Origin of the sequence: Actinomadura luzonensis (assembly GCF_022664455.2) — a bacterium.
Classification (GTDB): Bacteria; Actinomycetota; Actinomycetes; order Streptosporangiales; family Streptosporangiaceae; genus Nonomuraea; species Nonomuraea luzonensis.
Window position 1 is genome coordinate 5,018,358 of the sequence record NZ_JAKRKC020000001.1, and the last position, 22,555, is coordinate 5,040,912.

Annotated in this window: 28 protein-coding genes; 19 read left to right on the top strand and 9 right to left on the bottom strand. The window is 73.4% G+C overall.

Annotated features, from left to right (window positions below; all coding sequences use genetic code 11):
* The first annotated feature begins 52 nt into the window (after positions 1-52).
* Both MF672_RS23865 and MF672_RS23870 read left to right on the top strand, forming a co-directional pair.
* The gene (locus MF672_RS23865; RefSeq protein WP_242382882.1) at positions 53-796 is read left to right on the top strand and encodes an IclR family transcriptional regulator; all 744 of its coding nucleotides are present in this window, start codon (positions 53-55) and stop codon (positions 794-796) included.
* A 46-nt stretch (positions 797-842) separates the two neighbouring features.
* Positions 843-1,493 carry an NAD(P)H-binding protein gene (locus MF672_RS23870; protein WP_242382880.1) on the top strand — a complete coding sequence of 217 codons (651 nt, stop codon included), beginning with the start codon at positions 843-845 and terminating at the stop codon, positions 1,491-1,493.
* Here the strand turns inward: MF672_RS23870 and MF672_RS23875 are convergent.
* Positions 1,480-2,766 carry an MFS transporter gene (locus MF672_RS23875; protein ID WP_242382878.1) on the bottom strand — a complete coding sequence of 429 codons (1,287 nt, stop codon included), beginning with the start codon at positions 2,764-2,766 and terminating at the stop codon, positions 1,480-1,482. The two genes, MF672_RS23870 and MF672_RS23875, sit on opposite strands and share 14 nt — an antisense overlap.
* 87 nt (positions 2,767-2,853) lie before the next feature.
* Between MF672_RS23875 and MF672_RS23880 the strand changes: the two genes are divergently transcribed.
* From MF672_RS23880 to MF672_RS23895, 4 genes are all read left to right on the top strand, one after another.
* Positions 2,854-3,390: a CGNR zinc finger domain-containing protein gene (locus tag MF672_RS23880; RefSeq protein WP_242382877.1), complete on the top strand. Its 537-nt coding sequence runs from the start codon at positions 2,854-2,856 to the stop codon at positions 3,388-3,390.
* A 100-nt stretch (positions 3,391-3,490) separates the two neighbouring features.
* On the top strand, positions 3,491-4,585 hold the full coding sequence (locus MF672_RS23885; protein WP_247815394.1) for an LLM class flavin-dependent oxidoreductase: 1,095 nt from the start codon (positions 3,491-3,493) through the stop codon (positions 4,583-4,585).
* A 25-nt stretch (positions 4,586-4,610) separates the two neighbouring features.
* On the top strand, positions 4,611-5,225 hold the full coding sequence (locus MF672_RS23890; RefSeq protein ID WP_242382874.1) for a CE1759 family FMN reductase: 615 nt from the start codon (positions 4,611-4,613) through the stop codon (positions 5,223-5,225).
* A 62-nt stretch (positions 5,226-5,287) separates the two neighbouring features.
* Positions 5,288-6,064, top strand: a complete 777-nt coding sequence (locus tag MF672_RS23895; protein WP_302893255.1) for a chitosanase — start codon at positions 5,288-5,290, stop codon at positions 6,062-6,064.
* Positions 6,065-6,090: 26 nt separating this feature from the next.
* Here the strand turns inward: MF672_RS23895 and MF672_RS23900 are convergent, their stop codons facing one another.
* Positions 6,091-7,710 carry an IS1634 family transposase gene (locus MF672_RS23900; RefSeq protein ID WP_444861110.1) on the bottom strand — a complete coding sequence of 540 codons (1,620 nt, stop codon included), beginning with the start codon at positions 7,708-7,710 and terminating at the stop codon, positions 6,091-6,093.
* A gap of 197 nt (positions 7,711-7,907) precedes the next feature.
* On the opposite strand from MF672_RS23900, the gene MF672_RS23905 reads away from it, so the two are divergent.
* From MF672_RS23905 to MF672_RS23925, 5 genes are all read left to right on the top strand, one after another.
* On the top strand, positions 7,908-8,528 hold the full coding sequence (locus MF672_RS23905; protein WP_242383805.1) for a hypothetical protein: 621 nt from the start codon (positions 7,908-7,910) through the stop codon (positions 8,526-8,528).
* A gap of 112 nt (positions 8,529-8,640) precedes the next feature.
* On the top strand, positions 8,641-9,108 hold the full coding sequence (locus tag MF672_RS23910; protein WP_242383804.1) for a hypothetical protein: 468 nt from the start codon (positions 8,641-8,643) through the stop codon (positions 9,106-9,108).
* A 29-nt stretch (positions 9,109-9,137) separates the two neighbouring features.
* Positions 9,138-9,743: a cyclodeaminase/cyclohydrolase family protein gene (locus MF672_RS23915; RefSeq protein WP_242383803.1), complete on the top strand. Its 606-nt coding sequence runs from the start codon at positions 9,138-9,140 to the stop codon at positions 9,741-9,743.
* Complete coding sequence (locus tag MF672_RS23920) at positions 9,740-10,561, top strand: bifunctional 5,10-methylenetetrahydrofolate dehydrogenase/5,10-methenyltetrahydrofolate cyclohydrolase (protein ID WP_242383802.1); 822 nt, start codon at positions 9,740-9,742, stop codon at positions 10,559-10,561. The genes MF672_RS23915 and MF672_RS23920 overlap by 4 nt, the downstream gene beginning before the upstream one ends.
* 37 nt (positions 10,562-10,598) lie before the next feature.
* Positions 10,599-11,318, top strand: a complete 720-nt coding sequence (locus tag MF672_RS23925) for a type 1 glutamine amidotransferase (RefSeq protein WP_242383806.1) — start codon at positions 10,599-10,601, stop codon at positions 11,316-11,318.
* Here the strand turns inward: MF672_RS23925 and MF672_RS23930 are convergent.
* From MF672_RS23930 to MF672_RS23940, 3 genes are all read right to left on the bottom strand, one after another.
* Entirely contained in the window at positions 11,287-12,027 is a 741-nt protein-coding gene (locus MF672_RS23930) for a sulfite exporter TauE/SafE family protein (protein WP_242383801.1), read from the bottom strand. The genes MF672_RS23925 and MF672_RS23930 overlap by 32 nt on opposite strands.
* A 54-nt stretch (positions 12,028-12,081) precedes the next feature.
* Complete coding sequence (locus MF672_RS23935) at positions 12,082-13,710, bottom strand: AMP-binding protein (RefSeq protein WP_242383800.1); 1,629 nt, start codon at positions 13,708-13,710, stop codon at positions 12,082-12,084.
* A 64-nt stretch (positions 13,711-13,774) separates the two neighbouring features.
* Entirely contained in the window at positions 13,775-14,899 is a 1,125-nt protein-coding gene (locus MF672_RS23940; RefSeq protein ID WP_247815396.1) for an alpha/beta hydrolase, read from the bottom strand.
* Between the two features lie 124 nt (positions 14,900-15,023).
* Between MF672_RS23940 and MF672_RS23945 the strand changes: the two genes are divergently transcribed.
* Complete coding sequence (locus MF672_RS23945; protein ID WP_302893256.1) at positions 15,024-16,652, top strand: catalase; 1,629 nt, start codon at positions 15,024-15,026, stop codon at positions 16,650-16,652.
* A gap of 36 nt (positions 16,653-16,688) precedes the next feature.
* Entirely contained in the window at positions 16,689-17,363 is a 675-nt protein-coding gene (locus MF672_RS23950) for an endonuclease V (protein WP_242382528.1), read from the top strand.
* Between the two features lie 24 nt (positions 17,364-17,387).
* Here the strand turns inward: MF672_RS23950 and MF672_RS23955 are convergent, their stop codons facing one another.
* Entirely contained in the window at positions 17,388-17,762 is a 375-nt protein-coding gene (locus MF672_RS23955; protein WP_242382527.1) for a hypothetical protein, read from the bottom strand.
* A 132-nt stretch (positions 17,763-17,894) separates the two neighbouring features.
* Complete coding sequence (locus tag MF672_RS23960) at positions 17,895-18,692, bottom strand: NADPH-dependent F420 reductase (protein ID WP_242382526.1); 798 nt, start codon at positions 18,690-18,692, stop codon at positions 17,895-17,897.
* Between the two features lie 87 nt (positions 18,693-18,779).
* On the opposite strand from MF672_RS23960, the gene MF672_RS23965 reads away from it, so the two are divergent.
* The 5 genes from MF672_RS23965 to MF672_RS23985 all read left to right on the top strand — a co-directional run bounded on the left by MF672_RS23965 (position 18,780) and on the right by MF672_RS23985 (position 20,720).
* Positions 18,780-19,127 carry a winged helix-turn-helix transcriptional regulator gene (locus MF672_RS23965; RefSeq protein WP_242382525.1) on the top strand — a complete coding sequence of 116 codons (348 nt, stop codon included), beginning with the start codon at positions 18,780-18,782 and terminating at the stop codon, positions 19,125-19,127.
* Positions 19,128-19,217: 90 nt separating this feature from the next.
* Complete coding sequence (locus MF672_RS23970; RefSeq protein ID WP_242382524.1) at positions 19,218-19,427, top strand: hypothetical protein; 210 nt, start codon at positions 19,218-19,220, stop codon at positions 19,425-19,427.
* A gap of 251 nt (positions 19,428-19,678) precedes the next feature.
* A complete protein-coding gene (locus MF672_RS23975) occupies positions 19,679-19,831 on the top strand; it encodes a hypothetical protein (protein ID WP_242382523.1) in 153 nt (50 codons plus the stop codon).
* A gap of 5 nt (positions 19,832-19,836) precedes the next feature.
* Complete coding sequence (locus MF672_RS23980) at positions 19,837-20,454, top strand: TIGR00645 family protein (RefSeq protein WP_242382522.1); 618 nt, start codon at positions 19,837-19,839, stop codon at positions 20,452-20,454.
* Between the two features lie 29 nt (positions 20,455-20,483).
* Positions 20,484-20,720 carry a hypothetical protein gene (locus tag MF672_RS23985; protein ID WP_242382521.1) on the top strand — a complete coding sequence of 79 codons (237 nt, stop codon included), beginning with the start codon at positions 20,484-20,486 and terminating at the stop codon, positions 20,718-20,720.
* Between the two features lie 82 nt (positions 20,721-20,802).
* Here MF672_RS23985 and MF672_RS23990 read toward each other — a convergent pair whose 3' ends face one another.
* Positions 20,803-21,597, bottom strand: coding sequence for a Cof-type HAD-IIB family hydrolase (locus tag MF672_RS23990; RefSeq protein ID WP_242382520.1), 795 nt, complete (start codon positions 21,595-21,597; stop codon positions 20,803-20,805).
* A gap of 17 nt (positions 21,598-21,614) precedes the next feature.
* Between MF672_RS23990 and MF672_RS23995 the strand changes: the two genes are divergently transcribed.
* Complete coding sequence (locus MF672_RS23995; protein ID WP_242382519.1) at positions 21,615-22,004, top strand: hypothetical protein; 390 nt, start codon at positions 21,615-21,617, stop codon at positions 22,002-22,004.
* Between the two features lie 3 nt (positions 22,005-22,007).
* Here MF672_RS23995 and MF672_RS24000 read toward each other — a convergent pair whose 3' ends face one another.
* Entirely contained in the window at positions 22,008-22,484 is a 477-nt protein-coding gene (locus MF672_RS24000) for a DUF2283 domain-containing protein (RefSeq protein WP_242382518.1), read from the bottom strand.
* Between the last annotated feature and the right edge of the window lie 71 nt (positions 22,485-22,555).

The window sequence follows — 22,555 nt, forward strand, 5'->3', positions numbered from 1 at the left end:
TGTGTCGCCTGGGGTAGGCGTCCCGATTTCAGATGGCGCAGATGCTGGGACGGTGACCGGTGACCCAGAGCCCAGCGACCTGATCCGCAGCGTCTCCCGCGCGCTCCGCGTCCTGGAGGAGGTGGCGCGGGCCGACCGGCCCCTGCCGGTCAAGGTGATCGCCCGCCGGTGCGGGCTCAACCTGTCCACCTCCTACCACCTGGTCCGCACCCTGTGCTACGAGGGCTACCTGCACCGGCGGCCGGAGGGCGACTACCTGCTCGGGTCGAAGGTGGCCGAGCGCTTCCACGACATGCTGGACGCCTTCGAACGGCCGCCGCACGCCGGGGCCGTGCTGCGCCACCTGGCCGCCGTGACCGGGCACACCGCCTACCTGGCGCAGCTCGCCGACGGGCGGCTGCTGGTGGTGGACGTGGCCGAGGGGCCGCGCTCGCCGTGGCTGGAGGACCTGCAGGCGGGGCTGGAGACCGCGCCGCACGCGACCGCGCTGGGCAAGGCGCTGCTGCTCGCGCTGCCGCCGCGCGACCGGCGGGCGGTGCTGATGACGTACGGGCGGCTGCCCCGCTTCACCGCCGCGACCCCGGCCACCATGGAGGACGTGGAGGAGGAGCTGGCCCGGCTGCGGCCGGGGCAGGTGGTGGAGGAGCACGGGCAGTTCCGGGAGCAGGTGGCGTGCGCGGGGGCGGTGGTGCCGGGGACGGCCTGGGCGATCGGCCTGTCCACGCGCGGCCTGGAGGTCCCGGCCCCGGCCGCCGCCCTGCTGGCCGAGGCGGCGCGGGACCTATCCTCTTCCTGACGACAGTCATCGACGACACCGCTGCGACGATCGGAGCCGGCCGGGCATGAAAGTGATCATCTTCGGGGCGACCGGCATGATCGGGCGGGCCGCGCTGCGGGAGTGCCTGCTGGACGAGCGGGTCACGGACGTGCTCACGGTGGGCCGGGCGGCCACCGGCGTCACCCATCCCAAGCTGCGCGAGGTCGTCCACGCCGACCTGTTCGACCTGTCGCCGATCGAGGACCGGCTGGCCGGCCACGACGCGTGCTTCTTCTGCCTCGGCGTCTCCTCGGCCGGGATGAGCGAGCGCGACTACCGGCGCCTCACCTACGACCTCACGGTCGCCGCGGGCCGCACGCTGGCCCGGCTCAACCCCGGCTCCGCCTTCGTGTACGTCTCCGGCGCCGGCACCGACGCCCAGGGCCGGGCCATGTGGGCCCGGGTCAAGGGCGAGACCGAGAACGCGCTGCTGGGGATGGACCTGCGGGCGTACATGTTCCGGCCCGGCTACATCCAGCCGATGCACGGCGTCACCTCCCGCACCCGGCTCTACCGGCTCGGCTACGTGGTGACCAGGCCGCTCTACCCGGTGCTGCGGCGGATGTTCCCGGCCTCGGTGCTGACCAGCGAGCAGCTGGCCAAGGCCATGATCACCGCCGCCGCGGACGGCGCCCCGGAACGCGTCCTCGGCCCGGCGGGCATCAACGCCCTCTGAGCCGGGCGGGCGCGAGCGGCACCGCCAGGAACGCGGCCGCGGCGGCGAACGCCCACACCGCCTCCCACGACCAGGCGGCGAGCACGAGCGGGATCAGCAGCGGGGTGAGGAAAGCCGCCCCGAACACCGTCGTCCCCTCCAGGCCCAGCGCCGTCCCGGCCCGGGCCGGGCCCGCCATGGCGGCGATCTCCGTGTAGGCGACGCCGTGCCAGGAGTTGGCCAGCAGGCCGCCGAGGGCGAGCGCCGCGACGGCCAGCGGGGTGGGCGCCCCGGCCAGCGCGGCGACGGCCGCCATGGCGACGCCGGTCAGCACGCCGATCCCGCGCAGGACGGTCCGGCGGTCGCCGCGCCGGTCGGTGTGGCGGCCCGCCCAGATGCGGGCCGCGCCGCCGCCGAGCTGGGCGATCACGACCGTGACGCTGGCCAGGGTGGCGCCCGCGCCCTTGGTGTCGTGCAGGAAGATGGCGGTGAAGGCGAGGACGGCGAACTGCGGGACGGTCAGGAGTGCGCTGGCCAGGGCCACCCGCCACACGTCCCACCGCGCCAGCGGCGACCGTCCCCCCGCCGCTCCCTCCCCTCGCCCGGCCGGCTCCCCCTTCTCAAGGAGCAGAGCGGGCGCGGGCATGGCCGCGGGGGCCGCAGCGAGCGCGGAGACCGGGGTGGGGACGGGGGTGGGGGTGGGGGCGGGCTCGTGGAGCCAGCGGTGGGTGGCGGCGGCGGCCAGGAGGCAGAGGAGGGCCGGGGCCGCGTAGACGGCGCGGAAGCCGTAGGCGTGAGCCAGCCACGGCAGCAGCGCCACCCCCACCGCCCCGCCCGCCGGCACGGCCGTCTGCCGGATGCTCATGGCGAGCCCCCGCTCCCCCTCGGCGAACCAGGTCATGACGGCCCGCCCCGACGCGCCGTTGACGCTGCCGCCGAGCGCCCCGGCGGCGAACATGCAGGCGGCCAGCGCCACCGTCCCCACCCCGCCGCCCGGGGCGGCGGCGAGCGCCATCCCCGCCAGCAGCAGCCCGGTCGAGGTCAGCCCGACGAGCAGGATGCGCCGGTCGCCGTACCGGTCGGTCAGCAGGCCCCACACCAGGTCGGACACCGCCACGCCCAGCCCGAGGCAGGCCAGCACCGCGCCGAGCGCGCCGAGGCTGAGCCCGTAGCCGGCGCGCATCGCGACGCCGGTGACCGGCAGCCCGGAGAACATCGCAGAGAAGGCGCCCTGCGCGCCCACGCCCACGGCCAGCACCACCCATCGGTGCCGGGGTCCGCCCACGATCGCCATGACACTCCTCAAGGAAGTAACCCGATTAAACGGTTACTCACCTTGGCAGCGCCCGAAGTAACTTGTCAATCCGGTTACCATGGCGTCGTGGACTTCATCTTCGTCAGCGGCGACCTGAGCCTCGACCTGGCCTGCACGGTCGGCCACCGGCGCAGCGCCCGCATCGACCTGCTGCCGTCCCCCGCCGACCTGGCCCGCTGGACGGTCGCGGCCGGCCTCCTCGACGCTCCCCCGCCCGCGACGGCCGCCGACCTGCGCCTGGCCGTCGAACTGCGCGAGGCCGTCTACCGGCTGGCCGACGCGGCCCGCACGGGCGCGACGCCCGACCCGGCCGACCGCGACGCGCTCAACCGGGCGGCCGCGCACCCGCCGGTCACCGTGACGCTCGGCGAGCACGGCGTGGCGCACGGCGGGGACGTCCGGGCGGCGCTGTCCAGCGTCGCCCGCGCCGCCGCCGAGCTGCTGGGCGGCCCGCGAGCCGCGTTCATCAGGGAGTGCGAGGCGGCGCCGTGCACCCGGCTCTACCTCGACACCTCCCATCGCCGCGCCCGCCGCTGGTGCGACATGCGGACGTGCGGCAACCGGGCCAAGGCCGCCGCCTTCCGCGCCCGGCACCAGACCTGAGGGCGAGGCGGGCGAGGAGGCACGGGATGATGGAATAACCGGGAGGGCGCGAGCGCTACCGTAGCCGTTAAAGATTCAACAGTCATGGATGGTGACTAAAGTGCAGTTCGGAATCTTCACCGTGGGCGACGTGACCATGGACCCCACGACGGGCAGGACGCCGACCGAGCACGAGCGGATCAAGGCTATGGTGACGATCGCGCTCAAGGCCGAGGAGGTCGGCCTGGACGTGTTCGCGACCGGCGAGCACCACAACCCGCCGTTCGTGCCGTCCTCCCCCACGACCATGCTCGGCTACATCGCGGCCCGCACCGAGCGGCTGATCCTGTCCACCGCCACGACGCTCATCACCACCAACGACCCGGTGAAGATCGCCGAGGACTTCGCCATGCTCCAGCACCTGGCGGGCGGCCGGGTGGACGTGATGATGGGCCGGGGCAACACCGGCCCGGTCTACCCGTGGTTCGGCCAGGACATCCGCCAGGGCATCCCGCTGGCCGTCGAGAACTACGCGCTGCTGCACCGGCTGTGGCGCGAGGACGTGGTGGACTGGGAGGGCCGCTTCCGCACGCCGTTGCAGGGCTTCACCTCGACGCCGCGCCCCCTGGACGGGGTGCCGCCGTTCGTGTGGCACGGCTCGATCCGCAGCCCCGAGATCGCCGAGCAGGCCGCCTACTACGGCGACGGCTTCTTCGCCAACAACATCTTCTGGCCGAAGGACCACTTCCAGCGGCTCATCGCCCTCTACCGCCGGCGCTACGCCCACTACGGCCACGGCACGGCGGAGCAGGCGATCGTCGGGCTCGGCGGGCAGGTGTTCATGCGCAAGAACTCCCAGGACGCGATCAGGGAGTTCCGCCCGTACTTCGACGTCGCCCCGGTGTACGGCCACGGCCCCTCGCTGGAGGAGTTCATGGCCGAGACGCCGCTGACCGTCGGCAGCCCGCAGCAGGTCATCGAGCGGACGCTGCAGTTCCGGGACTACTTCGGCGACTACCAGCGCCAGCTCTTCCTCATGGACCACGCGGGCCTGCCGCTGAAGACCGTGCTGGAGCAGCTCGACCTGCTGGGCGAGGAGGTCGTGCCGGTGCTGCGCAAGGAGTTCGCCAAGGGCCGGCCGGCCGAGGTGCCCGACGCGCCGACGCACGCCTCCCTGCTGGCCGCCAAGCAGGCGGCCACCCCCGCGGAAGTCTGACCCCGATCCAGGCAAGGAGAGATTCATGAAGCTCGTCGTCGTCACGGCGGGGCTCACCCAGCCCTCCTCGACCCGGCTGCTGGCCGACCGCCTCGCCGAGGCGGCGGCCCGGCGCCTGGCCGGGCACGAGCCGGACGTGCGCGTGATCGAGCTGCGCGAGCTGGCCGGGGACGTGGCCAACGCCTTCGTCACCGGCTTCCCCGGCGCCCGGCTGCGCGAGGCGCTGGAGGCCGTCACGGCGGCCGACGGGCTCATCGCGGTCACGCCCATCTTCAGCGGCTCCTACAGCGGCCTGTTCAAGTCGTTCTTCGACGTGCTGGACAACACGGCGCTGACCGGCAAGCCGGTGCTGATCGCGGCGACCGGCGGCACCGCCCGGCACTCGCTGGCGCTGGAGCACGCGCTGCGGCCGTTGTTCGCCTACCTGCGGGCCGTCGTCGTCCCGACCGCCGTCTACGCGGCGGCCGAGGACTGGGGCGGCGCGCAGGACGCCTTCACCGACGGGCTCGGCGAGCGGGTCGAGCGGGCGGCGGAGGAACTGGCCGGCCTGCTGCTGCACCGTGTGCCGGCGGCCGGGCAGGAGCCGGAGGAGGTCGTGCCGTTCGAGGAGCAGCTCGCGGCACTTCGCCCGAAGCGGTAGTTTCCCACCAGTCACGCGAGTATGGTTCGTTAGGAATCTTTCCTAACGAACCAGGAGCTTCTGTGCTGACAGCCACCCTCCTGACCCTCTCCCTCGCCCTCGGCGGCGCCCCCGCGAGCACGGCCTCCGCCGACCTCACCGACCCGCACAAGAAGGACATCGCGATGCAGCTGGTGTCCAGCGCGGAGAACTCCTCCCTCGACTGGAAGGCCCAGTACGGCTACATCGAGGACATCGAGGACGAGCGCGGCTACACGGCGGGGATCATCGGCTTCTGCTCCGGCACCGGCGACATGCTGGAGCTGGTCGAGCTCTACGCGCAGCGCAAGCCGGGCAACGTGCTGGCCAAGTACCTGCCCGCGCTGCGCAAGGTCAACGGCACCGACTCGCACGCCGGCCTCGACCCGACCTTCACCAAGGACTGGCGGACCGCCGCCAAGGACCCCGTCTTCCAGCAGGCCCAGAACGACGAGCGCGACCGCGTCTACTTCGACCCGGCGGTCGGCCAGGCCAAGAAGGACGGCCTGCGCGCGCTCGGCCAGTTCGTCTACTACGACGCCATGGTCATGCACGGCCCCGGCAGCGACAAGCTCAGCTTCGGCGGCATCAGGAAGGCCGCCCTGGCCAAGGCCAAGCCCCCGGCGCAGGGCGGCAGCGAGGTGACCTACCTCAACGCCTTCCTCGACGCGCGCAAGGCCGCGATGAAGGCCGAGGAGGCGCACGAGGACACCACCCGGGTGGACACCATGCAGCGGGTGTTCCTGAAGAACGGCAACCTCGACCTGAACCCGCCGCTGACCTGGAAGGTGTACGGCGACAGCTACACGATCAAGAGCTAGCCCCGTTTTCCGCACGTGCGTGATCTTCAGCGGAGGTCTCGTGGATCGATGTCGAGGAGGTCCAGGAGATGGAGTTGGAGGTCGGTGGGTTGCGGGATGGTCGGGGGTGACTGGCCGGTGCCCGGGATCAGCCGGATACCGGCCAGCGCGTCGAGGATGAGCCTGCCGGTGGGGATCGCGGGCCGTCCGGCGTACAGGCCGTTGACCTTGGTCTGGCCGCGGGCGGTGAGGGCCTGGCGGGCCTGGCGTTCGATCAGGCAGAAGATGAGCAGGGCCAGGCAGATGACGGTGATCAGTGCGTGGATGCGGCGGTTGTTCTTCAGATACAGCTGGGTGACGGCCAGCGGGCCTTTGAAGGCCTGGTAGCGGCGTTCGACGGCTTCTTGGCCTTTGTAGTGGCGCAGCACCTGTTCGGCGTCGGCGGCCTCGGGGGGCAGGTTGGTGAGCAGGGCGTACCAGCCGTCGGTAGCGGCGTCGGCGTCGATCGCGCTCTGGTCGAAGTGCCAGACCAGGGTGGGTTTGCCGGTGGCAGGGTCGGTGCCGGCCTGGGCGGTCAGGTAGGTGCCGACCCGGCGGTCGCGGCCGATCGCGGCGAGGCGGTCGGCGACGGCCTGCTCGGTGGGGTAGTGGCGGCTGCCCAGGCCGCGTTCCAGCCGGGCCAGGTCGTCGCGGGCGCGATCGAGTTTCTTGGCCCGGGCGGTGGCGGCGGCCTGGGCGCGGGCGGAGGAGTGCACGAAGATGCGCCGCAGCGTCAGGATCGGGTCCTTCTTGCGCGGCCCGGCCAGCGTCATGGCGTCGTCCTCGTGCACGTGCCAGAGGCCGCGCCGGTCAGCGCTCTTGCGCTCGTCCCGGGCGGCGACGTAATCCACCCGGGTCGCGTCGGCGAGCTTCTGACCGGCCAGGGCCGCGGCGCCGACGTACTGCTTGGAGGCCGGCGCGATGAAGGACACCCCCGCCCTGTCCATGGCGGCCAGGTTGGCATACGAGATCAGCTTGGAATCGCCGATCATGAGCATGCGGTGCGGGCCGGCCAGCTTCTGCAGGCCCTGCATGGCGCCGATGACCTGCCCGACCTCACCGGCCGCGCCGTCGTAGGCGCGGTGGAAGACCGGGATCGCGCCATCAGCGGCCACCGCGATCCCGGCCTGGACCTGCTTCAGGTCCGGCCGCCGGTCCTTGGGGTGACCAAAACGCGGCGTCGCGTATCCGGGCTCGGGCTGGGGGTAGTCGCCGTGCAGCGAGATCGAGGTCATGTCCCAGTGCAGGCGGGTCACCTCGATGCCGAACGCCTCGATCGCGGCCAGCCCGACCGACCCGGCCAGCTGGTCCAGATGCGGGGCGATGGCATCCAGCGCGCGGCCGATCCGGTCATCGTTGAGCAGTTCGGCATCGGTCCCGAACGCCTCACCCACCGCCCAGGCGCGCGCCCAGTCCTGCACGTGCACCAGCGGCGCGGGCGAGGTCAGCCGGTTGGCCACCAGCACCTCGATCACCTGACCATGAGTCAGCTGCGCGACATCACGCACCGGGCAGGCCGCATCCACCAGCTCCCGAATCCGCAGCCGCGAGCAGAACCCCGCGATCACCGGTAATGCTCCGAGCATCTTCTCGACACTGGCCTGGCCCCACTGCGCATGCTGTCTCACCCGCCACGTCCTACCGTGATGACGATCACCACAGCAACCCCGCGATCTTCAAACACCCGCACGTGCGGAAAACGGGGCTAGCGCCGGACGGCGGCCGCACCGGCGCGTGGGCCGCCAAGCGGCGTCCAAGCCGCGTCCAAGTGCCTCTCCAGAGCGGGTTTCTAGGGTGTCCCGTGATCGCCGAAGACAGGAGAGACATGCGCATCACCGGACTCACCAAGATCATTGCGGCGGCCGCGCTGGCCACGGCCGCGGGCACGGCCGCCGCCGCCCCGGCCTGGGCCGTCGAGCCCCGGACCGAGGAGTTCCAGAACTCCACCGGCATCGGCGCGGGCACCAGCGGGTACGCGATGCAGAAGTGCCCGTCCACCCTTCCGTACCTCGTCGGCTACGGCGCCAGCACGAAGATCGACTCCGACGCGGACGAGCTGCACACCCACATCGTCAAATTCTCCGTCAACGAGGCCAACCGGACCGCGACCGTCTTCTTCACCAACTCGCAGCCGAAGACCGAGCAGCATCCGGTCGACGTCTCGGTCACCATCCACATCACCTGCTCGAACGTCAAACCGGCGCAGCCGCCGTCGCCCTACGTCGCCAAGGACGTGACGGTGCCGATCCTGGGCGCCTTCGAGACGTTCGTCCTGTGCCCGGGGGACCACCCCAGGCTGGTCGAGACCCAGGAGGGCCACGACCCCGCGCTGACCCGGACGAAGCTGCGCTCCTTCCCCGGGGACGTCGGCGGCGGCGCCACCTGGGAGAACAACGACGCCTTCGCCCCGCACCCCGCCTGGGTCCGGGTGTACTGCACGGCGTAGGGAGCACGTTCCCCGCGAGCACGCCACGGGGGCGTGGCTCGCGGGGTAGGTTGGCACCAAAGCCAACAAACGGGGTTGGATCATGTCAAATGGTGCCCGTCATGCTCTCGGAGTGGTCGCGGGACTGCTCCTTCCTCCTCTGACGCTCGCCGGCCTCTGGTACGGCGTCGGCGAGTTCGCCCGGCAGACCCGCACGTTCCAGGTGCCCTGGACCGCCGCCGCCGTGCTCGCGGCCACCGCGATCGTGCTGGCGCTCCTGGCCGGCTCGCGGATCTCGCCCGTCGCCTCGCTCATCGGCGGGCTCGTCATCACCGCGCTCGGCGTGCTGCCCCTGGTGGAGATCATGGGCGGCCCGCAGCTCGTCCCGCAGAGCCTGCTGCCGGCCCAGCTGCGCGACGGCTACCTGACCCTCGGCTACTCCGGGCTGACGTTGTTCCTCGGGGCGGCGCTGCTGGTCGTCTCGCTGTTCCCGTCGCGGTGGCGTGCCGCCGCCGAGCCGCCCGCCGTATCCGCCGCCTACGGGCAGGGCACCTCGCCCTACCTGCCCGAGGACGCCACCAGGCCGATGTACCGCGATTGAGCCGCGGGCGGCCTGGCAGAATGCGGGCCATGCGCGACTCCACGATCAACGACTTCCTGGCCGAGCTGGCCGGCCGGGTGCCCGCGCCCGGCGGCGGCGCGACGGCGGCCCTGCACGCGGCCCAGGCGGCCGCGCTGCTCGGCATGGTGGCCCGCTACACCACCGGCGAGCGGTACGCCGGCCACGCCGTGACCGTGGAGGCCGTGATCGCCGAGACCGACGAGCTGCGGGCCAGGGGGCTGAAGCTCGCCGAGGAGGACGCCGCCGCGTTCACCGCGGTCACCGACGCCTACCGGCTGCCCAAGGGCGAGGAGCGCAGCGCCACCATCGCGCGGGCGCTGGCCGGCGCGGCCGAGCCGCCCGCCCGGGTGGCCGAGGCCGCCACGCGCGCGGTCGAGCTGTGCGAGCTGCTGCTGCCCATCGCCAACCGCAACGTCGTCAGCGACGTGGCCGCCGCCGCCGAGGCCGCCCGCGCCGCGCTCACCACCGCCCGGGTCAACGTGGAGGTCAACCTGCCCGGCATCGAGGACGAGCGGCTGCGCGCAAAGCTCCGCTCCCGCGTCGCGGGCGTGGACGCCGCCGTGGCCAGGGCGGACCGGGTGACGGCCGAGGTGCGCGAGGAGATCGCCCGATGAGGACGCTGTCCGGCAAGGAGCTGGCGGCCGCCGTTCGCGAGCGGGTGCGGGCCGAGGCGGCGGCCCGGCAGCCGCGCCTCGCCGTGGTGGTGGCCACCGCCGACGAGGCGAGCCTGTGGTACGTCCGCTCGATCGCCAAGGCGGCGGCCGGCGTGGGCATCGCCTGCGACGTCGTCGAGCTGGGCCCGCACGCGGCTCCTGAGACGATCGCCGCGACCCTGGCCGGGCTCAGCGCCGACCCGGGGGTGCACGGCGTGATGCTCCAGACGCCGCTGCCGCCCGGCGCGTCGGCGCAGGAGCTGGCCGCGGCCATCGACCCGGCCAAGGACGTGGACGGGGCCGCCCCGCTCTCGCTCGGCCGCCTGGCGGCGGGCCTGCCCGCGTTCGCGCCCGCGACGGCGGCGGCCGTGCTGGCGCTGCTCGACCACCACGGAGTGGAGCTGGCGGGGCGGCGGGCGGTGGTGGTGGGCCGGTCCACCGTCGTCGGCAAGCCGCTCGCGCACCTGCTGCTGGACCGGCACGCCACGGTCACCGTCTGCCACTCCCGCACCCGCGACCTGGCCGCGGTCACCTCGCAGGCCGAGGTGCTGGTCGTGGCGGCCGGGCGGGCCGGGCTGATCGGGGCCGGGCACGTGGCGCCGGGGGCCGTGGTGATCGACGTCGGCACCAACCCGACGGCCGGCGGCGGCCTGACCGGCGACGTCGACCTCGCCGCGGTGGCCCCGGTGGCGGGGGCGCTGACCCCGGTCCCGGGCGGCGTCGGGCCGGTGACCACCGCGCTCCTGCTTGAGCACACCGTCCGCGCCGCCGGCGCGTGAGCGATCCATCGAGACACGGGGGTTCCAGTTGGGTGACGTGCTGATCGTGCAGAACAGCGGGAGCGGCGGTCCCGGCCGGGTCGGCGGCTGGCTCGCCGACGCCGGCCACGAGCTGGACGTCGTGCCCGCCCACGAGGGCGCGCCGCTGCCCGACCGGCTGGAGCACGACGCGATGATCATGCTCGGGGGCGGCTACCTGCCCGGCGACGACCACCGCGCCCCGTGGCTGGCCGGCGCCCGGCGGCTGGTCGGGCAGGCGCTGGACGAGGGCGTCCCGCTGCTCGGCATCTGCCTGGGCGGCCAGATGCTCGCCGAGGTGGCGGGCGGCGAGGTCACCGGCGACGCGGGCGCGCCCGAGAACGGCAGCCTGCCCGTCACCATCAGGCCGGAGGCCGCGGCCGACCCGCTCTTCCACGGCCTGCCGCCGGTCGTGCCCGCCGTCGAGCACCACAAGGACGCGGTGACCGCGCTGCCGGACGGGGCCGTCTGGCTGGCGGAGACCGCGGCCTGCCCGTACCAGGCGTTCCGGGTGGGCGAGCGGGCGTGGGGGGTGCAGTTCCATCCCGAGGTGCTGCCGGCGCGGATCCGCGAGTGGCGGGCCGACGGCTTCGACCCGGACGAGGTGTACGCGCGGGCGCTCGCCGACGAGCCGCTCTCCACGCCGGTCTGGCGGGAGGTGACGTCGCGCTTCGCGGCGGTGGTGGCCGGGCACGCGGCAGCACGGCTCACCCCGCGTACGAGTCCCATCCGAGCTTGACCGCCACCGCGAGACCGCAGGCGGCGGCCAGGTAGCGCAGGCTGTGGCCCGGCATGCGGCGGGCGATCTTGGGGCCGATCCAGCCGCCGAGCAGGAAGCCGGCCGCGAGCGGGACGGCCGCTCCCCAGTCCACCGGGCCGAAGAACGCGAAGCCGAGGGCGGCCACGGCGTTCGCCAGCCCGGACAGGACGTTCTTCATCGCGTTCAGCTTGGCCGGCGGGTGAGCGAACATGGCCGACAGGACCGCGAACAGCAGGATGCCGCCGGCGGCGCCGAAGTAGCCGACGTAGATCGTGACGACGAACAGCGCGACCCGGCCCACCACCCCGTGCTCGCCGTGGGCCCGTCCCGAGGGCGGCCGGGCCAGCAGCAGCGAGGCCATGGCGATCAGCCAGGGCGCGATCAGCTCGAACGTCCTGGCCGGGGTCACCAGCAGCAGGAGCGCGCCGGTCGCGCCGCCAAGCGCGGCGATCGGGCCGAGCCGGAGCATCGGCCCGCTCTCCCCGGCCAGCTCGGGGCGGGAGCCGGCGGCGGCGCCGACGCCGGTGAAGACGAGGGCGACGGTGTTGGTGACGTTCGCGGTCAGCGGCGGGAGGCCGAAGGCGAGCAGGGCGGGGTAGGAGACGATCGAGGCGAGGCTCACGACCGTGCTCACCACGCCGGCGGCGAGGCCGACGCCGAGCAGGCCGAGCACGTTTCCGACGATCACCCGGTCATGTTATGGCTTGCCCGTTTTGTACCTTCGGTCCGGCCCCCGGCGGGCTCAGGCGTTGCGGACCTCCGCCGCCGCCCGGAGGCCGAGCAGGTCCACCGAGCGCTCCCGCATCTCCACCTTGCGGATCTTCCCGGTGACCGTCAGCGGGAAGGCGTCCACGACGTGCACGTACCGGGGGATCTTGTAGTGCGCCAGCCGTCCCGCGCAGTGCTCCCTGACCTGCTCCGCCGTCAGCGGCTCGGCGCCGGGGCGCATGACCACCCAGGCCATGACCTCCTCGCCGTACTTCTCGTCGGGCACGCCGATGACCTGGACGTCGGCGATGTCGGGGTGGGCGTACAGGAACTCCTCGATCTCGCGCGGGTAGATGTTCTCGCCGCCCCGGATGATCATGTCCTTGATGCGGCCGACCACGTTGACGTAGCCGTCCTCGTCCATGGTGGCCAGGTCGCCGGTGCGCATCCAGCGGGCCTCGTCGATCGCCTCGGCGGTCCTGTCGGGCTCGTCCCAGTAGCCGAGCATCACCGAGTAGCCGCGCGTGCACAGCTCGCCCGGCTCGCCGCGCCGGACCGGCAGCCGGGTGTCCGGGTGCACGATCTTGATCTCGACGTGCGGCATCGCCCGGCCGACGGTCTCGGTGCGGCGCGCCAGGTCGTCGTCGGCCCTGGTCATGGTGGAGACGGGCGAGGTCTCGGTCATGCCGTAGCAGATGGCGACCTCGCGCATGTTCATCTCGCCGACCACCCGCTTCATCACCTCGACCGGGCACGGCGAGCCGGCCATGATGCCGGTGCGGAGCGACGACAGGTCGTACGCGGCGGCCACGGCCAGCTCGGCGATGAACATCGTCGGCACGCCGTACAGGGAGGTGCACCGCTCCTGCTGCACGGCGCGGAGCGTGGCCTCGGCGTCGAAGCCGGGCGACGGGATGACCACGCACGAGCCGTGCGAGGCCGCGCCGAGGTTGCCCATCACCATGCCGAAGCAGTGGTAGAACGGCACCGGCAGGCACACCCGGTCGGCCTCGGTGTAGTGCAGCAGCTCGCCGGTGAAGTAGCCGTTGTTGAGGATGTTGTGGTGCGACAGGGTCGCGCCCTTCGGGAAGCCGGTGGTGCCCGAGGTGTACTGGATGTTGATCGGGTCGTCGAAGCTCAGCTCGGCCTTCCTGGCCTCCAGGTCGGCGGCCGGGGCGCGCTCGGCGAGCAGGGCGTCCCAGCTCGGGTCGTCGAAGAAGACCGCGCCGGCGAAGCCGATCTCCGTGACCATGGCCCGGTAGTCGCTGCTCTTGTGCGTCAGGGCGCTGATCAGCAGCGTCATCCCCGACTGCTCGACGACGTAGCGCAGTTCGTGGGTGCGGTAGGCGGGATTGACGTTGACCAGGATCGCGCCGATCTTGGCGGTGGCGTACTGGACGAGCACCCACTCGGCGCGGTTGGGCGCCCAGATGCCGACCCGGTCGCCCTTGCGCACCCCGCGCGCCAGCAGCGAGCGGGCCAGGTCGTCGACGTCGGCGTTCAGCCGCGCGTAGGTCCACCTGCGGCCGGCGGGCACGTCCACGAGGGCTTCCCGGTCGCCGAACCGGGCCGCCGCGCGTTCGAGGTTGTCGCCGATCGTCTCGCCCAGGAGGGGCTTGTCGGCGGTCGAGCTGGAGTACGACAACATGTGCCCAGTGTTCATGCGCTCACCCGGCGCGCGCCAGGGCCACTGGACCCTGGTTCGCGGACCTACAGGGTTCGCGGACCTACAGCGCGGCGGTGACGGCCTCGGCGGCGGCGCGCCAGATCGGGGTGCGCGGGGTGATCACGTCGAAGTGGTCGCCCGGCATCTCCAGGTACGTCACCTCGTCGCCGGCGCGCAGGGCGGCGCGCGCGTAGCGGCGGCCGACGTCGAGCAGGTCCAGGTCGTCGGCGGTGCCCTGGACGACGAGCTGCGGCACGCCGAGCGGGAGCCGCAGCAGCGGCGAGGCGGCCGCGTACCGCTCGGGCCGGGGCGCGCGCACGCCGCCGAGCGCGGCGGCGTGCGCGGCGGCGGACCGGCCGGGCCTGGCTTCGTGCGGGCCGCCGAGCGCGGCGGCGACCGCTCCCGCGCTGACCCACCGCTCGGTCGCCTCGACCAGGTCGAGCACGCCCGCCAGGGAGACCGCCAGCGCCATCGGCGCCCCGTCGGCGGCGGCCCGCAGGGCGAGCTGGGCGCCCGCCGAGTGGCCGGCGACGGCCAGCCGGCCGAGGTCGACAGGTTCGCCGCAGCCGGCCAGGGCGGCGAGCCCGGCGGCGACGTCCTCGCATGTCGCCGGCCAGCCGTGCAGGTCGGGGCGGCGGTACTCGAGGTTCCATACGGCGAGGCCGCGCGCGGTCAGGTCGGCGCAGAGCGCCTCCATGAGGTCGGCGGCCCAGATCGAACGCCAGTAACCGCCGTGGACCAGCGCCACGACCGGCGGCGGCGCGGCGGCGGGCGCCGCGGGGAGGTACAGCTCGCCCCACTGGTCCCGGTGCGGCCCGTACGGGACCCGCCGGCGGCCCGGGTGCCGCAGCCGGTGGGCGGCGTGCCGGATCCCCCACGCGAGCCCGGCCACCCCGCGCCCGTGCAGGTGGGTGGCCTCCTCCCCCGCCTCGACGCCGTCGGCCCGCTCGACGTCCACCCAGACCAGCGGCCCGAGCGGCCGGCCGATGAGCTCGCGCACCGCGGGCTCCGGGCCGGGCAGCACCACCGCGCACGGGCGCAGCAGGGCCGCGACCCGGGCGGCGTCCCGCGCGTGCACGACCGAGCCCGCCACGCCCAGCGCCGCGAACTCCCGCTCGGCCACCTCGCCGATCAGCGCGGCGTCGGCGACCACCCCGGGCCCGACCACGACCAGCACCTCGTCCATGGATGCCGAGCGTACAGAAAACGCTTTGGCCGAGCCTTTGTCCGTTCTCTCACCACGCGGGGGATCGCGCACGCCGCGATCAGGAGAGGAACGCGGAAGCGTCCACATGGAAGGAACCGGAGCGATGACGACCGGCGACGACCGTCCCGTGCTGACCACCAGGCAGGGGCACCCCGTCTACGACAACCAGAACCAGCGGACCGTGGGCCCGCGCGGCCCCGCGACCCTGGAGAACTACCACTTCCTGGAGAAGATCAGCCACTTCGACCGGGAACGCATCCCGGAACGGGTCGTGCACGCGCGCGGGGTGACCGCCTTCGGCTACTTCGAGGCGTACGGCACCTACGGCGGCGAGCCGATCGCCCGCTACACCCGGGCCAAGCTGTTCCAGGAGGCCGGCAAGCGCACCGACGTGGCGCTGCGCTTCTCCACGGTGATCGGCGGGCGCGACTCGGCGGAGACGGCGCGCGACCCGCGCGGCTTCGCCATCAAGTTCTACACCGAGGACGGCAACTGGGACCTGGTCGGCAACAACCTGGCGGTCTTCTTCATCAGGGACGCGATCAAGTTCCCCGACGTCATCCACGCGCTCAAGCCGGACCCGGTCACCTTCCGCCAGGAGCCGGCGCGCATCTTCGACTTCATGTCGCAGACGCCCGAGTCGATGCACATGCTGGTCAACCTGTTCAGCCCGCGCGGCATCCCGGCGACCTACCGCCACATGCAGGGGTTCGGCGTCAACACCTACCGGTGGGTGACCGCCGACGGCGAGTCGCGCCTGGTCAAGTACCACTGGATGCCCAAGGCGGGAGTGCGCGGCCTCACCGAGGAGGACGCCGCCGCGATCCAGGCGCACGACCTCGGCCACGCCACCAAGGACCTGCACGAGGCGATCGAGCGCGGCGAGTACCCCGAGTGGGAGCTGCTCGTGCAGATGATGAGCGACGACGAGCACCCCGAGCTGGACTTCGACCCGCTGGACGACACCAAGGTCTGGCCGGAGAACGACTTCCCCGCGCTGCCCGTGGGCCGGCTCGTCCTCGACCGCAACGTCAGCAACAACTTCGCCGACAACGAGCAGATCTCGTTCGGCACCGGCGTGCTGGTGGACGGCCTGGACTTCTCCGAGGACAAGATGCTCATCGGCCGGACGTTCTCCTACAGCGACACCCAGCGGTACCGGGTCGGCCCCAACTACCTGCAGCTCCCGGTCAACCAGGCCAGGAACGCCGACGTGCGCACCAACCAGAGCGACGGCCTGATGATGTACGCCGTGGACGGCCGGGGCGAGAACCCGCACGTCAACTACGAGCCGTCGATCAGCGGCGGCCTGCGCGAGGCGGACCTGGACGGCAGCCCGGAGGTGGGGCCCGTCATCAACGCGCGAATCACCCGGCAGCGCATCCCCCGCACCAACGACTACGTCCAGGCCGGCCAGCGCTACTGCCTGATGCACCAGTGGGAGAAGGACGACCTGGTCAAGAACTTCACCGCCAACCTCGGCCAGTGCCCGCGCCCGATCCAGGAGCGCATGGTGTGGCACCTGCTGCTGGTGGAGGACGACCTGGGGCTGCGCGTCGGGCAGGGGCTCGGCATCTCGGCGGCCGACGTGTCCCACCTGGAGCCGCTGCCCGGGCAGCAGCTCACCGAGGAGGACCAGCGGCGGCTGGCCGGCCTGGGCAAGAACGGGCCGCGCGACGTCGCGGACCTGAAGATGACCCACTGCGTGCCGGACGAGCGCGGCCTGCCGTAGGCCCCCTCCCGCGACGCGGGGCCGTAGCGTGGGCGGGTGCAGATACCGCAGCTTGAGCCCTGGCCGGACACGGCCGAGGAGGCGGAGGCCGTCCAGGACCGGCTCCGCCCGCGCGTCGAACTGTCCGGGCCCACCTCCTTCGCCCTGGTGGCGGGCCTGGACGTGCACTACCACGGCACCGGCTCCGGCGGCGAGGAGCTGACGGCCGCCGTGGTCGTCCTGGACGCGGCCACCCTCGACGTGGTCGAGCAGGTGGCGGTGCGCGGGAAGGCGGCCTTCCCGTACGTGCCCGGCCTGTTCGCCTTCCGCGAGCTGCCCGCGCTGGCCGAGGCCCTGGGGCGGCTCACCGTCACGCCCGATCTGCTGGTGTGCGACGGGTACGGCCTGGCCCACCCGCGCGGGTTCGGGCTGGCCTGCCACGTCGGCGTGCTGACCGGGCTGCCCGCGCTCGGGGTGGGCAAGACGCCGTTCGTCGGAGCGCACGAGCCGCCGGCGCCGGAGCGGGGGGCGTGGACGCCGATCGTGCACGACGGCGCCGTGGTCGGCCGCGCCCTGCGCACGCAGCGCGGCGTCAAGCCGGTGTACGTCTCGCAGGGCCACCGCGTCTCGCTGGACACCGTCACCGAGCAGGTGCTCCGCCTGTCGCCCCGCTACCGGCTGCCCGAGCCGGTGCGCCGCGCCGACCACCTGGCCCGCCACCCCGTCCCCTGACGGACGCCTCCTCCCGGCGGCGGCTCAGCGCCGCCAGGATTGGACGAGCAGCCACACGCTCAGCCCGAACAGCGTCATCCCGAGCGGCACGTGCCCGGCCACCGCCCCCGACCCGCCGAGCATCGACTGCGCGAACCCGAGCAGCAGCACCGCCAGCGCCACCAGGGCGGGCCAGCCCGCGCGCCGCCCCGGCCGCCACAGCAGCACGGCGGCGACGAGCTGCGCCAGCCCGAGCACGTGCACGACGAGCGCGCCCGTCCCGTGCAGGCCCGCTCCCGCCCCGCTCATGAGCTGGCCGGCCGTCACCCCTTGGGTCAGCACGGCCAGCGTGTTCAGCACGGTCACGGCCCGGAACGCGGTCACGTACCCGCTTCCCCGGGCCACCTGCGTGGTCACCACGGCACTCTCCTTCGGCCTCACCTGGACGTCCCCCGTGAACGGGGAGCACCAGGATCGTGCCGGGGAGCGCCGCCGGGCATCCGCCGCCCGTCGTGGTCGCCGCTACACCTCTGGGCGTACGCGGGGGCCGGGTCAGGCGCCGGGGCGCGTACCCGGGTGGACGCCGGAGTGTGTGCCGGAGTGGACGCCGGGGTCGGCGCCGGGGTGGGCGCCGGAGTGTGTGCCGGGGTGGGCGCCGGAGTGGGCGAGGGGCGGCAGCACGGCCTGGGCGTCCGCGCCGCCGAACCACAGCCCGATCATGAACGCGGCCGTCGCCTCCAGCTGCGTCACCCGGGCCAGCCCGCCGCCGTCCAGCGGCGTGCAGCCGAGGTCCGCCGTCAGCGTGCGCGCCGCCGCGAGCGCCGCCGGATCGTCCCCGCACAGCGGCACGGCCAGGGGCCGGCCGCCGAACACCGGCGGCGTCATCCGCCACACGTCCACGTGGCACAGGTTGAACGCCTTCACCACGTGGCCGCCGCTGAGCCGCCCGATGAGCGCGGCCGGCGAGCGGGCCGGGTCGTAGCGGGCCGGGTCGGCGGCGTTGGTCACGTCCACGAGCGGCTTGCCGCGCAGCGCGCCGCCGCACGCCGCCAGCACGTCCGCCAGGCCCGCCTCCCGCACCGCCACCACCACGACCTCGCCGAACCGGGCCGCCTCCGCCCAGCTCCCGGCCGCGACCTCGGTGGCGACCCCGGTGGCGACCCCGGTGGCGGCCCCGGCGGCGGCCCCGGTCGCGGCCCCGGTGGCGCCGGCCGCCTGGGTCATGGCCCGGGCGCGGGCGGCGCTCGCGGCCGCGTCCCTGCCGCTGATCATGATCTCGTGTCCCGCCCTGGCCCACTGCGTGCCCAGCGCGTCCGCCATCCCGCCGGCGCCCAGAATCCCGATGCGCACGTACGTCCTCCTCGCTCGTATGAGAGATTCGACAGCACTGTAGGAAGCCCGACACGCACCATTCGGTGCCCGACGGAAGGCCCCCGGTTGTTCCTCGCCGACTGCCAGGCCAGACTGGCGTTCGACCTGCTCGCCAACACCTGGAACGCCGTCGTGCTGTGGGCGCTGCGGCACGGCCCGCGCCGCCACGGCCGGCTGCGCGAGGAGATCGGCGGCATCAGCCCGAAGGTCCTCACCGAGACGCTGCGCCGGCTGGAGTTCAACGGCCTCGTGACGCGGCACGCCTACGCCGAGGCCCCGCCGCGCGTCGAGTACGAGCTGACCGGCCTCGGACGCTCCCTGCTCGGCCCGGTCGGCGCGGTCGGCGAGTGGGCCTTCGCGCACGCCGACGAGGTGATGGCGGCCCAGGACCGCTGGGAGGAACCGGCCTCCTGAGAACCTTTACATGAACTGACTGTTACGGATCAACTACTCTGGGTAGCTAGACGGCGATCGTTCGTTACCGTTCCGCACCCAGGAGGTTCCATGTCCGCCAGCCCCCGCCGAGCCGTCGCGGCCGCGATCATCGCCGGTGGCCTCGCGCTGCTCACCGCGCCCGCCGCCCAGGCGGTGGTCGATCCCTTCACCGTGGGCTCCTGCCTCACGGCCGCCGCGACCGACATCACCACCGTGGTCGACCCGTCCGCGCCCGGCGTCCCCGCCGAGGTCCCGGCCGTCTCCTGCCTCCACCCCTGACCGGCCCTCCCCTCCCCGCGAACACCCCCCACCCCAGCTCACACCCCCTCTCCCGCGACAGCCACCACCCCTCCTCCCAGGAGAACCCGCACCCCTCCTCCTCGCAACACCCGCACCCCTCCTCCCGCGCAACACCCGCACCCCTCCTCCCGCGCAACACCCGCACCCCTCCTCCCGCGCAACGCCCACACCCCTCCTCCTCGCAACACCCGCACCCCTCCTCCCCCGCAACACCAGAGCAAGGAGTTCTTTTGAAGGCCCGATCCCTGACCGTCATCGCCGCCTTCGCGCTGGCCGCCGCCGCCATCGCACCTCCCTCCCTTCTCGACCACCTGGACTCCAACTCCCCTCCCTTGGTCCAGGTCGAGACCTGGGTCCAGCACGTCAACGTCCTGACGTCGTAGTGGGGATGGCTCAGCTCTCCGTGGCCCCCTCACCGGCCCCGCCACGGTCGGCGCTCACCCGCGTCGGATACGTGATGTTCCTCAGCCGCTGGATCCAGGTGCCGCTCTACCTCGGCCTGATCGTCGCGCAGATCGTGTACGTGTGGCGCTTCATGGTGGAGCTCGCCCACCTGGTGCACCTGGGCTTCGGCGGCTCGCCCCCGGAGACGGCGATCATGCTCATCGTCCTCGGCCTCGTGGACGTGGTGATGATCTCCAACCTGCTGATCATGGTCATCGTGGGCGGCTACGAGACGTTCGTCTCCCGGCTGCGCATCGAGGGCCACCCCGACCAGCCCCAATGGCTCTCGCACGTCAACGCCAACGTGCTCAAGGTGAAGCTGGCGATGGCGATCATCGGCATCTCCGGCATCCACCTCCTGCAGATCTTCATCAACGCCGGCAAGCCGGCCATCACCGACAGGGAGTTGTTGTGGAAGACGCTGATGCACCTGACCTTCGTGGTCTCCGCCGTGGCTCTCGCCCTGATCGACCGGATCATGACGTCCGGTCAGGTCCGGACCGAGAGCAACGACCAGGGCGGACGGCCGGCGGAGCGGCCGCAGGAGCGGATGGCCGCCTGAGCCTGACGGCGGCGGGAGCGGCCGGCCGCGTGACGGCGGCGGTCGTGGCCGGCGCCGGAGCGCTGCTGATGCTCTCGGGGGTCCCGGCGCACGCCGGGACGGGCCGCTCCGGGCCGCCGCCGCTGATCGGCGACGTGACGGTGTTCAACGACGAGATCGTGGAGCCGGTGTCGGCGCCGGTCAGCACGTGCGGCGGAGTGTCGCTGCTCGCGCAGGCGCCCGCCGTCTGCAAGGACACCTCGCGGGTCTCCGACGACGACTCCTGACCCCTCGTCCGTTCCCTTCCCCATGATCCCGGCCGGGCCCGCCCGCCCACACCCCAAGAGCGGGCCCGGCCTTCCCTCCCCCTCAGCCGTACAGCCGCTCCAGCACCGCCGCCACGCCGTCCTCGTCGTTCGACAGGGTGCGGCCCGGCACCGCTCGCAACACCTCCGGGTGCGCGTTGGCCATCGCGTAGGCCAGGCCCGCGTACGTCAGCACTGCCAGGTCGTTCGGCATGTCGCCGAAGGCCACCACCTCGCCCGCGCCGACGCCCCGCGCCCCGCAGAGCCGGTCCAGGGCGGCGGCCTTGTTGACGCCCGGCGCGCTGATCTCCACCAGCCCGCCGTCGCCCGACTGAGTGATCTCGGCCAGGCCGGTCAGCGTGGCCAGCAGGGCGGCGATCATCTCGTCGGCGGTGTGCGCGGCCGAGTGCGCGAGCAGCTTGACGATCGGCTCGTCCCCGTCGAGGACCGACGCCACGTCCCGGTAGAACCCCACGTCCTCCGGCAGGCGCCGGGTGTAGGCGGCCTCGGCCAGCACGCCCCGCCCCGTCTCGACCGCCAGCCCGGCGGCGGGCAGGGCCTCGGCCAGGGCGAGCACGGCGTGCCGGACGGCGGCCCGGTCGAGCGGCCGGCTCTCGGTGATCTCGTCGGTGGCCAGGTCGTAGACGATGGCGCCGTTGCTGCAGATCGCGGTGCCCGTCACGCCCGCCTGCTCGGCGATGGGGCGCACGCCCCGCGGCGCCCGCGCGGTGACGAAGACGATCTCGGCTCCCGCCTCGCGGGCCAGGCGGAGCGCGTCCCTGGTGCGGGGCGAGACGGTGCGGTCGGACGTCAGCAGGGTGCCGTCCAGGTCGGTGGCGACGATACGGGGAGAGGTCACGGGTGTAAGGTACGCGAGTGCCCCAGGACCTGCCCAAGGACGACCGTCTGCCGTCCGTCTTCCGCTTCGCGACCGAGCTGGTCGCGTGGGTGGCGACGCCGTGGGCGCTGGCTCCGCACTCGGTCGTGCTGGCCGTGCTGTCGGTGGTGCTGCTGATCGGGCTGCCGACGGTGTTCGCCACGCCCGGCGACAAGCGGCAGGTGATCGTCGCCGTGCCCGGGGCCGTCACGGTCGCGCTGGTGGCGCTGCAGCTCGTGGCCGCCGTCGCGGCGGCGTGGGCGGCCTGGCACGCGGTGGCCGCCGCCGCGGTGACCGTGCTGGCCGTGGTCACCGTGGTGCTGGAGCTGCCGCGCTGGCGCCGCCTCACGACCGGCCGGCAGCGGCCGCCCGCGATGTCGGCCGAGTGACGGCTACATGCGCAGCTCCGACGGCATCCGCACGGAGGCGTTCATGAGCTCCACGCCGAGCAGCCGCCCCTTCTCGCCGTAGTCGAGCACGGCGTCCTCCGCCACCACCTGGCGCACCGCCTCGCCGGGGACGATCTCGTGCTTCATCGCGATGTAGGCGACGTCGTGCTCCTGGTCCCAGGTGACGTAGACCGTCTGCGCCCGCGGCCCCGACGGCGCGTCCTCCCAGCTCAGCAGCCCCTCCCGGGCCTCGTGCGAGCCGGTCACCGCGGCCCGCACCATCGCCGTCGCCAGCTCGACCGCGCCCAGCGAGTCGGGCCCCGTCACCTTCCTGTCGTGCTCCCACCCGTCGAGCCCGTCGATCCGGTAGGGGCACGACCACTCCCCCGTCGGCTCCTCGTACGGCATGCCGATCGTGACGACCACGTCACGGGGCGGTTCGCTGCGCAGCGCCAGCACCCGATGGGCGATCTCGTACATGTCTGCTGCCTTACCCCTGCCGCCGCCGGCGGAAGACTCGCCAACGGGAACGGTCGGTCTCCTGTTCACCC

Excerpts from the sequence above, each read along its gene's own strand:
- MF672_RS23890 (WP_242382874.1), top strand. The coding sequence starts at position 4,611 with ATGAAGCTCGTCGTCGTCACGGCGGGGCTCACCCAGCCCTCCTCGACC.
- MF672_RS23940 (WP_247815396.1), bottom strand. The coding sequence starts at position 14,899 with ATGGACGAGGTGCTGGTCGTGGTCGGGCCCGGGGTGGTCGCCGACGCC.
- MF672_RS23905 (WP_242383805.1), top strand. The coding sequence starts at position 7,908 with ATGCGCATCACCGGACTCACCAAGATCATTGCGGCGGCCGCGCTGGCC.
- MF672_RS23870 (WP_242382880.1), top strand. The coding sequence starts at position 843 with ATGAAAGTGATCATCTTCGGGGCGACCGGCATGATCGGGCGGGCCGCG.
- MF672_RS23935 (WP_242383800.1), bottom strand. The coding sequence starts at position 13,710 with ATGAACACTGGGCACATGTTGTCGTACTCCAGCTCGACCGCCGACAAG.
- MF672_RS23945 (WP_302893256.1), top strand. The coding sequence starts at position 15,024 with ATGACGACCGGCGACGACCGTCCCGTGCTGACCACCAGGCAGGGGCAC.
- MF672_RS23920 (WP_242383802.1), top strand. The coding sequence starts at position 9,740 with ATGAGGACGCTGTCCGGCAAGGAGCTGGCGGCCGCCGTTCGCGAGCGG.
- MF672_RS23875 (WP_242382878.1), bottom strand. The coding sequence starts at position 2,766 with ATGGCGATCGTGGGCGGACCCCGGCACCGATGGGTGGTGCTGGCCGTG.
- MF672_RS24000 (WP_242382518.1), bottom strand. The coding sequence starts at position 22,484 with ATGTACGAGATCGCCCATCGGGTGCTGGCGCTGCGCAGCGAACCGCCC.
- MF672_RS23970 (WP_242382524.1), top strand. The coding sequence starts at position 19,218 with ATGTCCGCCAGCCCCCGCCGAGCCGTCGCGGCCGCGATCATCGCCGGT.
- MF672_RS23915 (WP_242383803.1), top strand. The coding sequence starts at position 9,138 with ATGCGCGACTCCACGATCAACGACTTCCTGGCCGAGCTGGCCGGCCGG.
- MF672_RS23980 (WP_242382522.1), top strand. The coding sequence starts at position 19,837 with ATGGCTCAGCTCTCCGTGGCCCCCTCACCGGCCCCGCCACGGTCGGCG.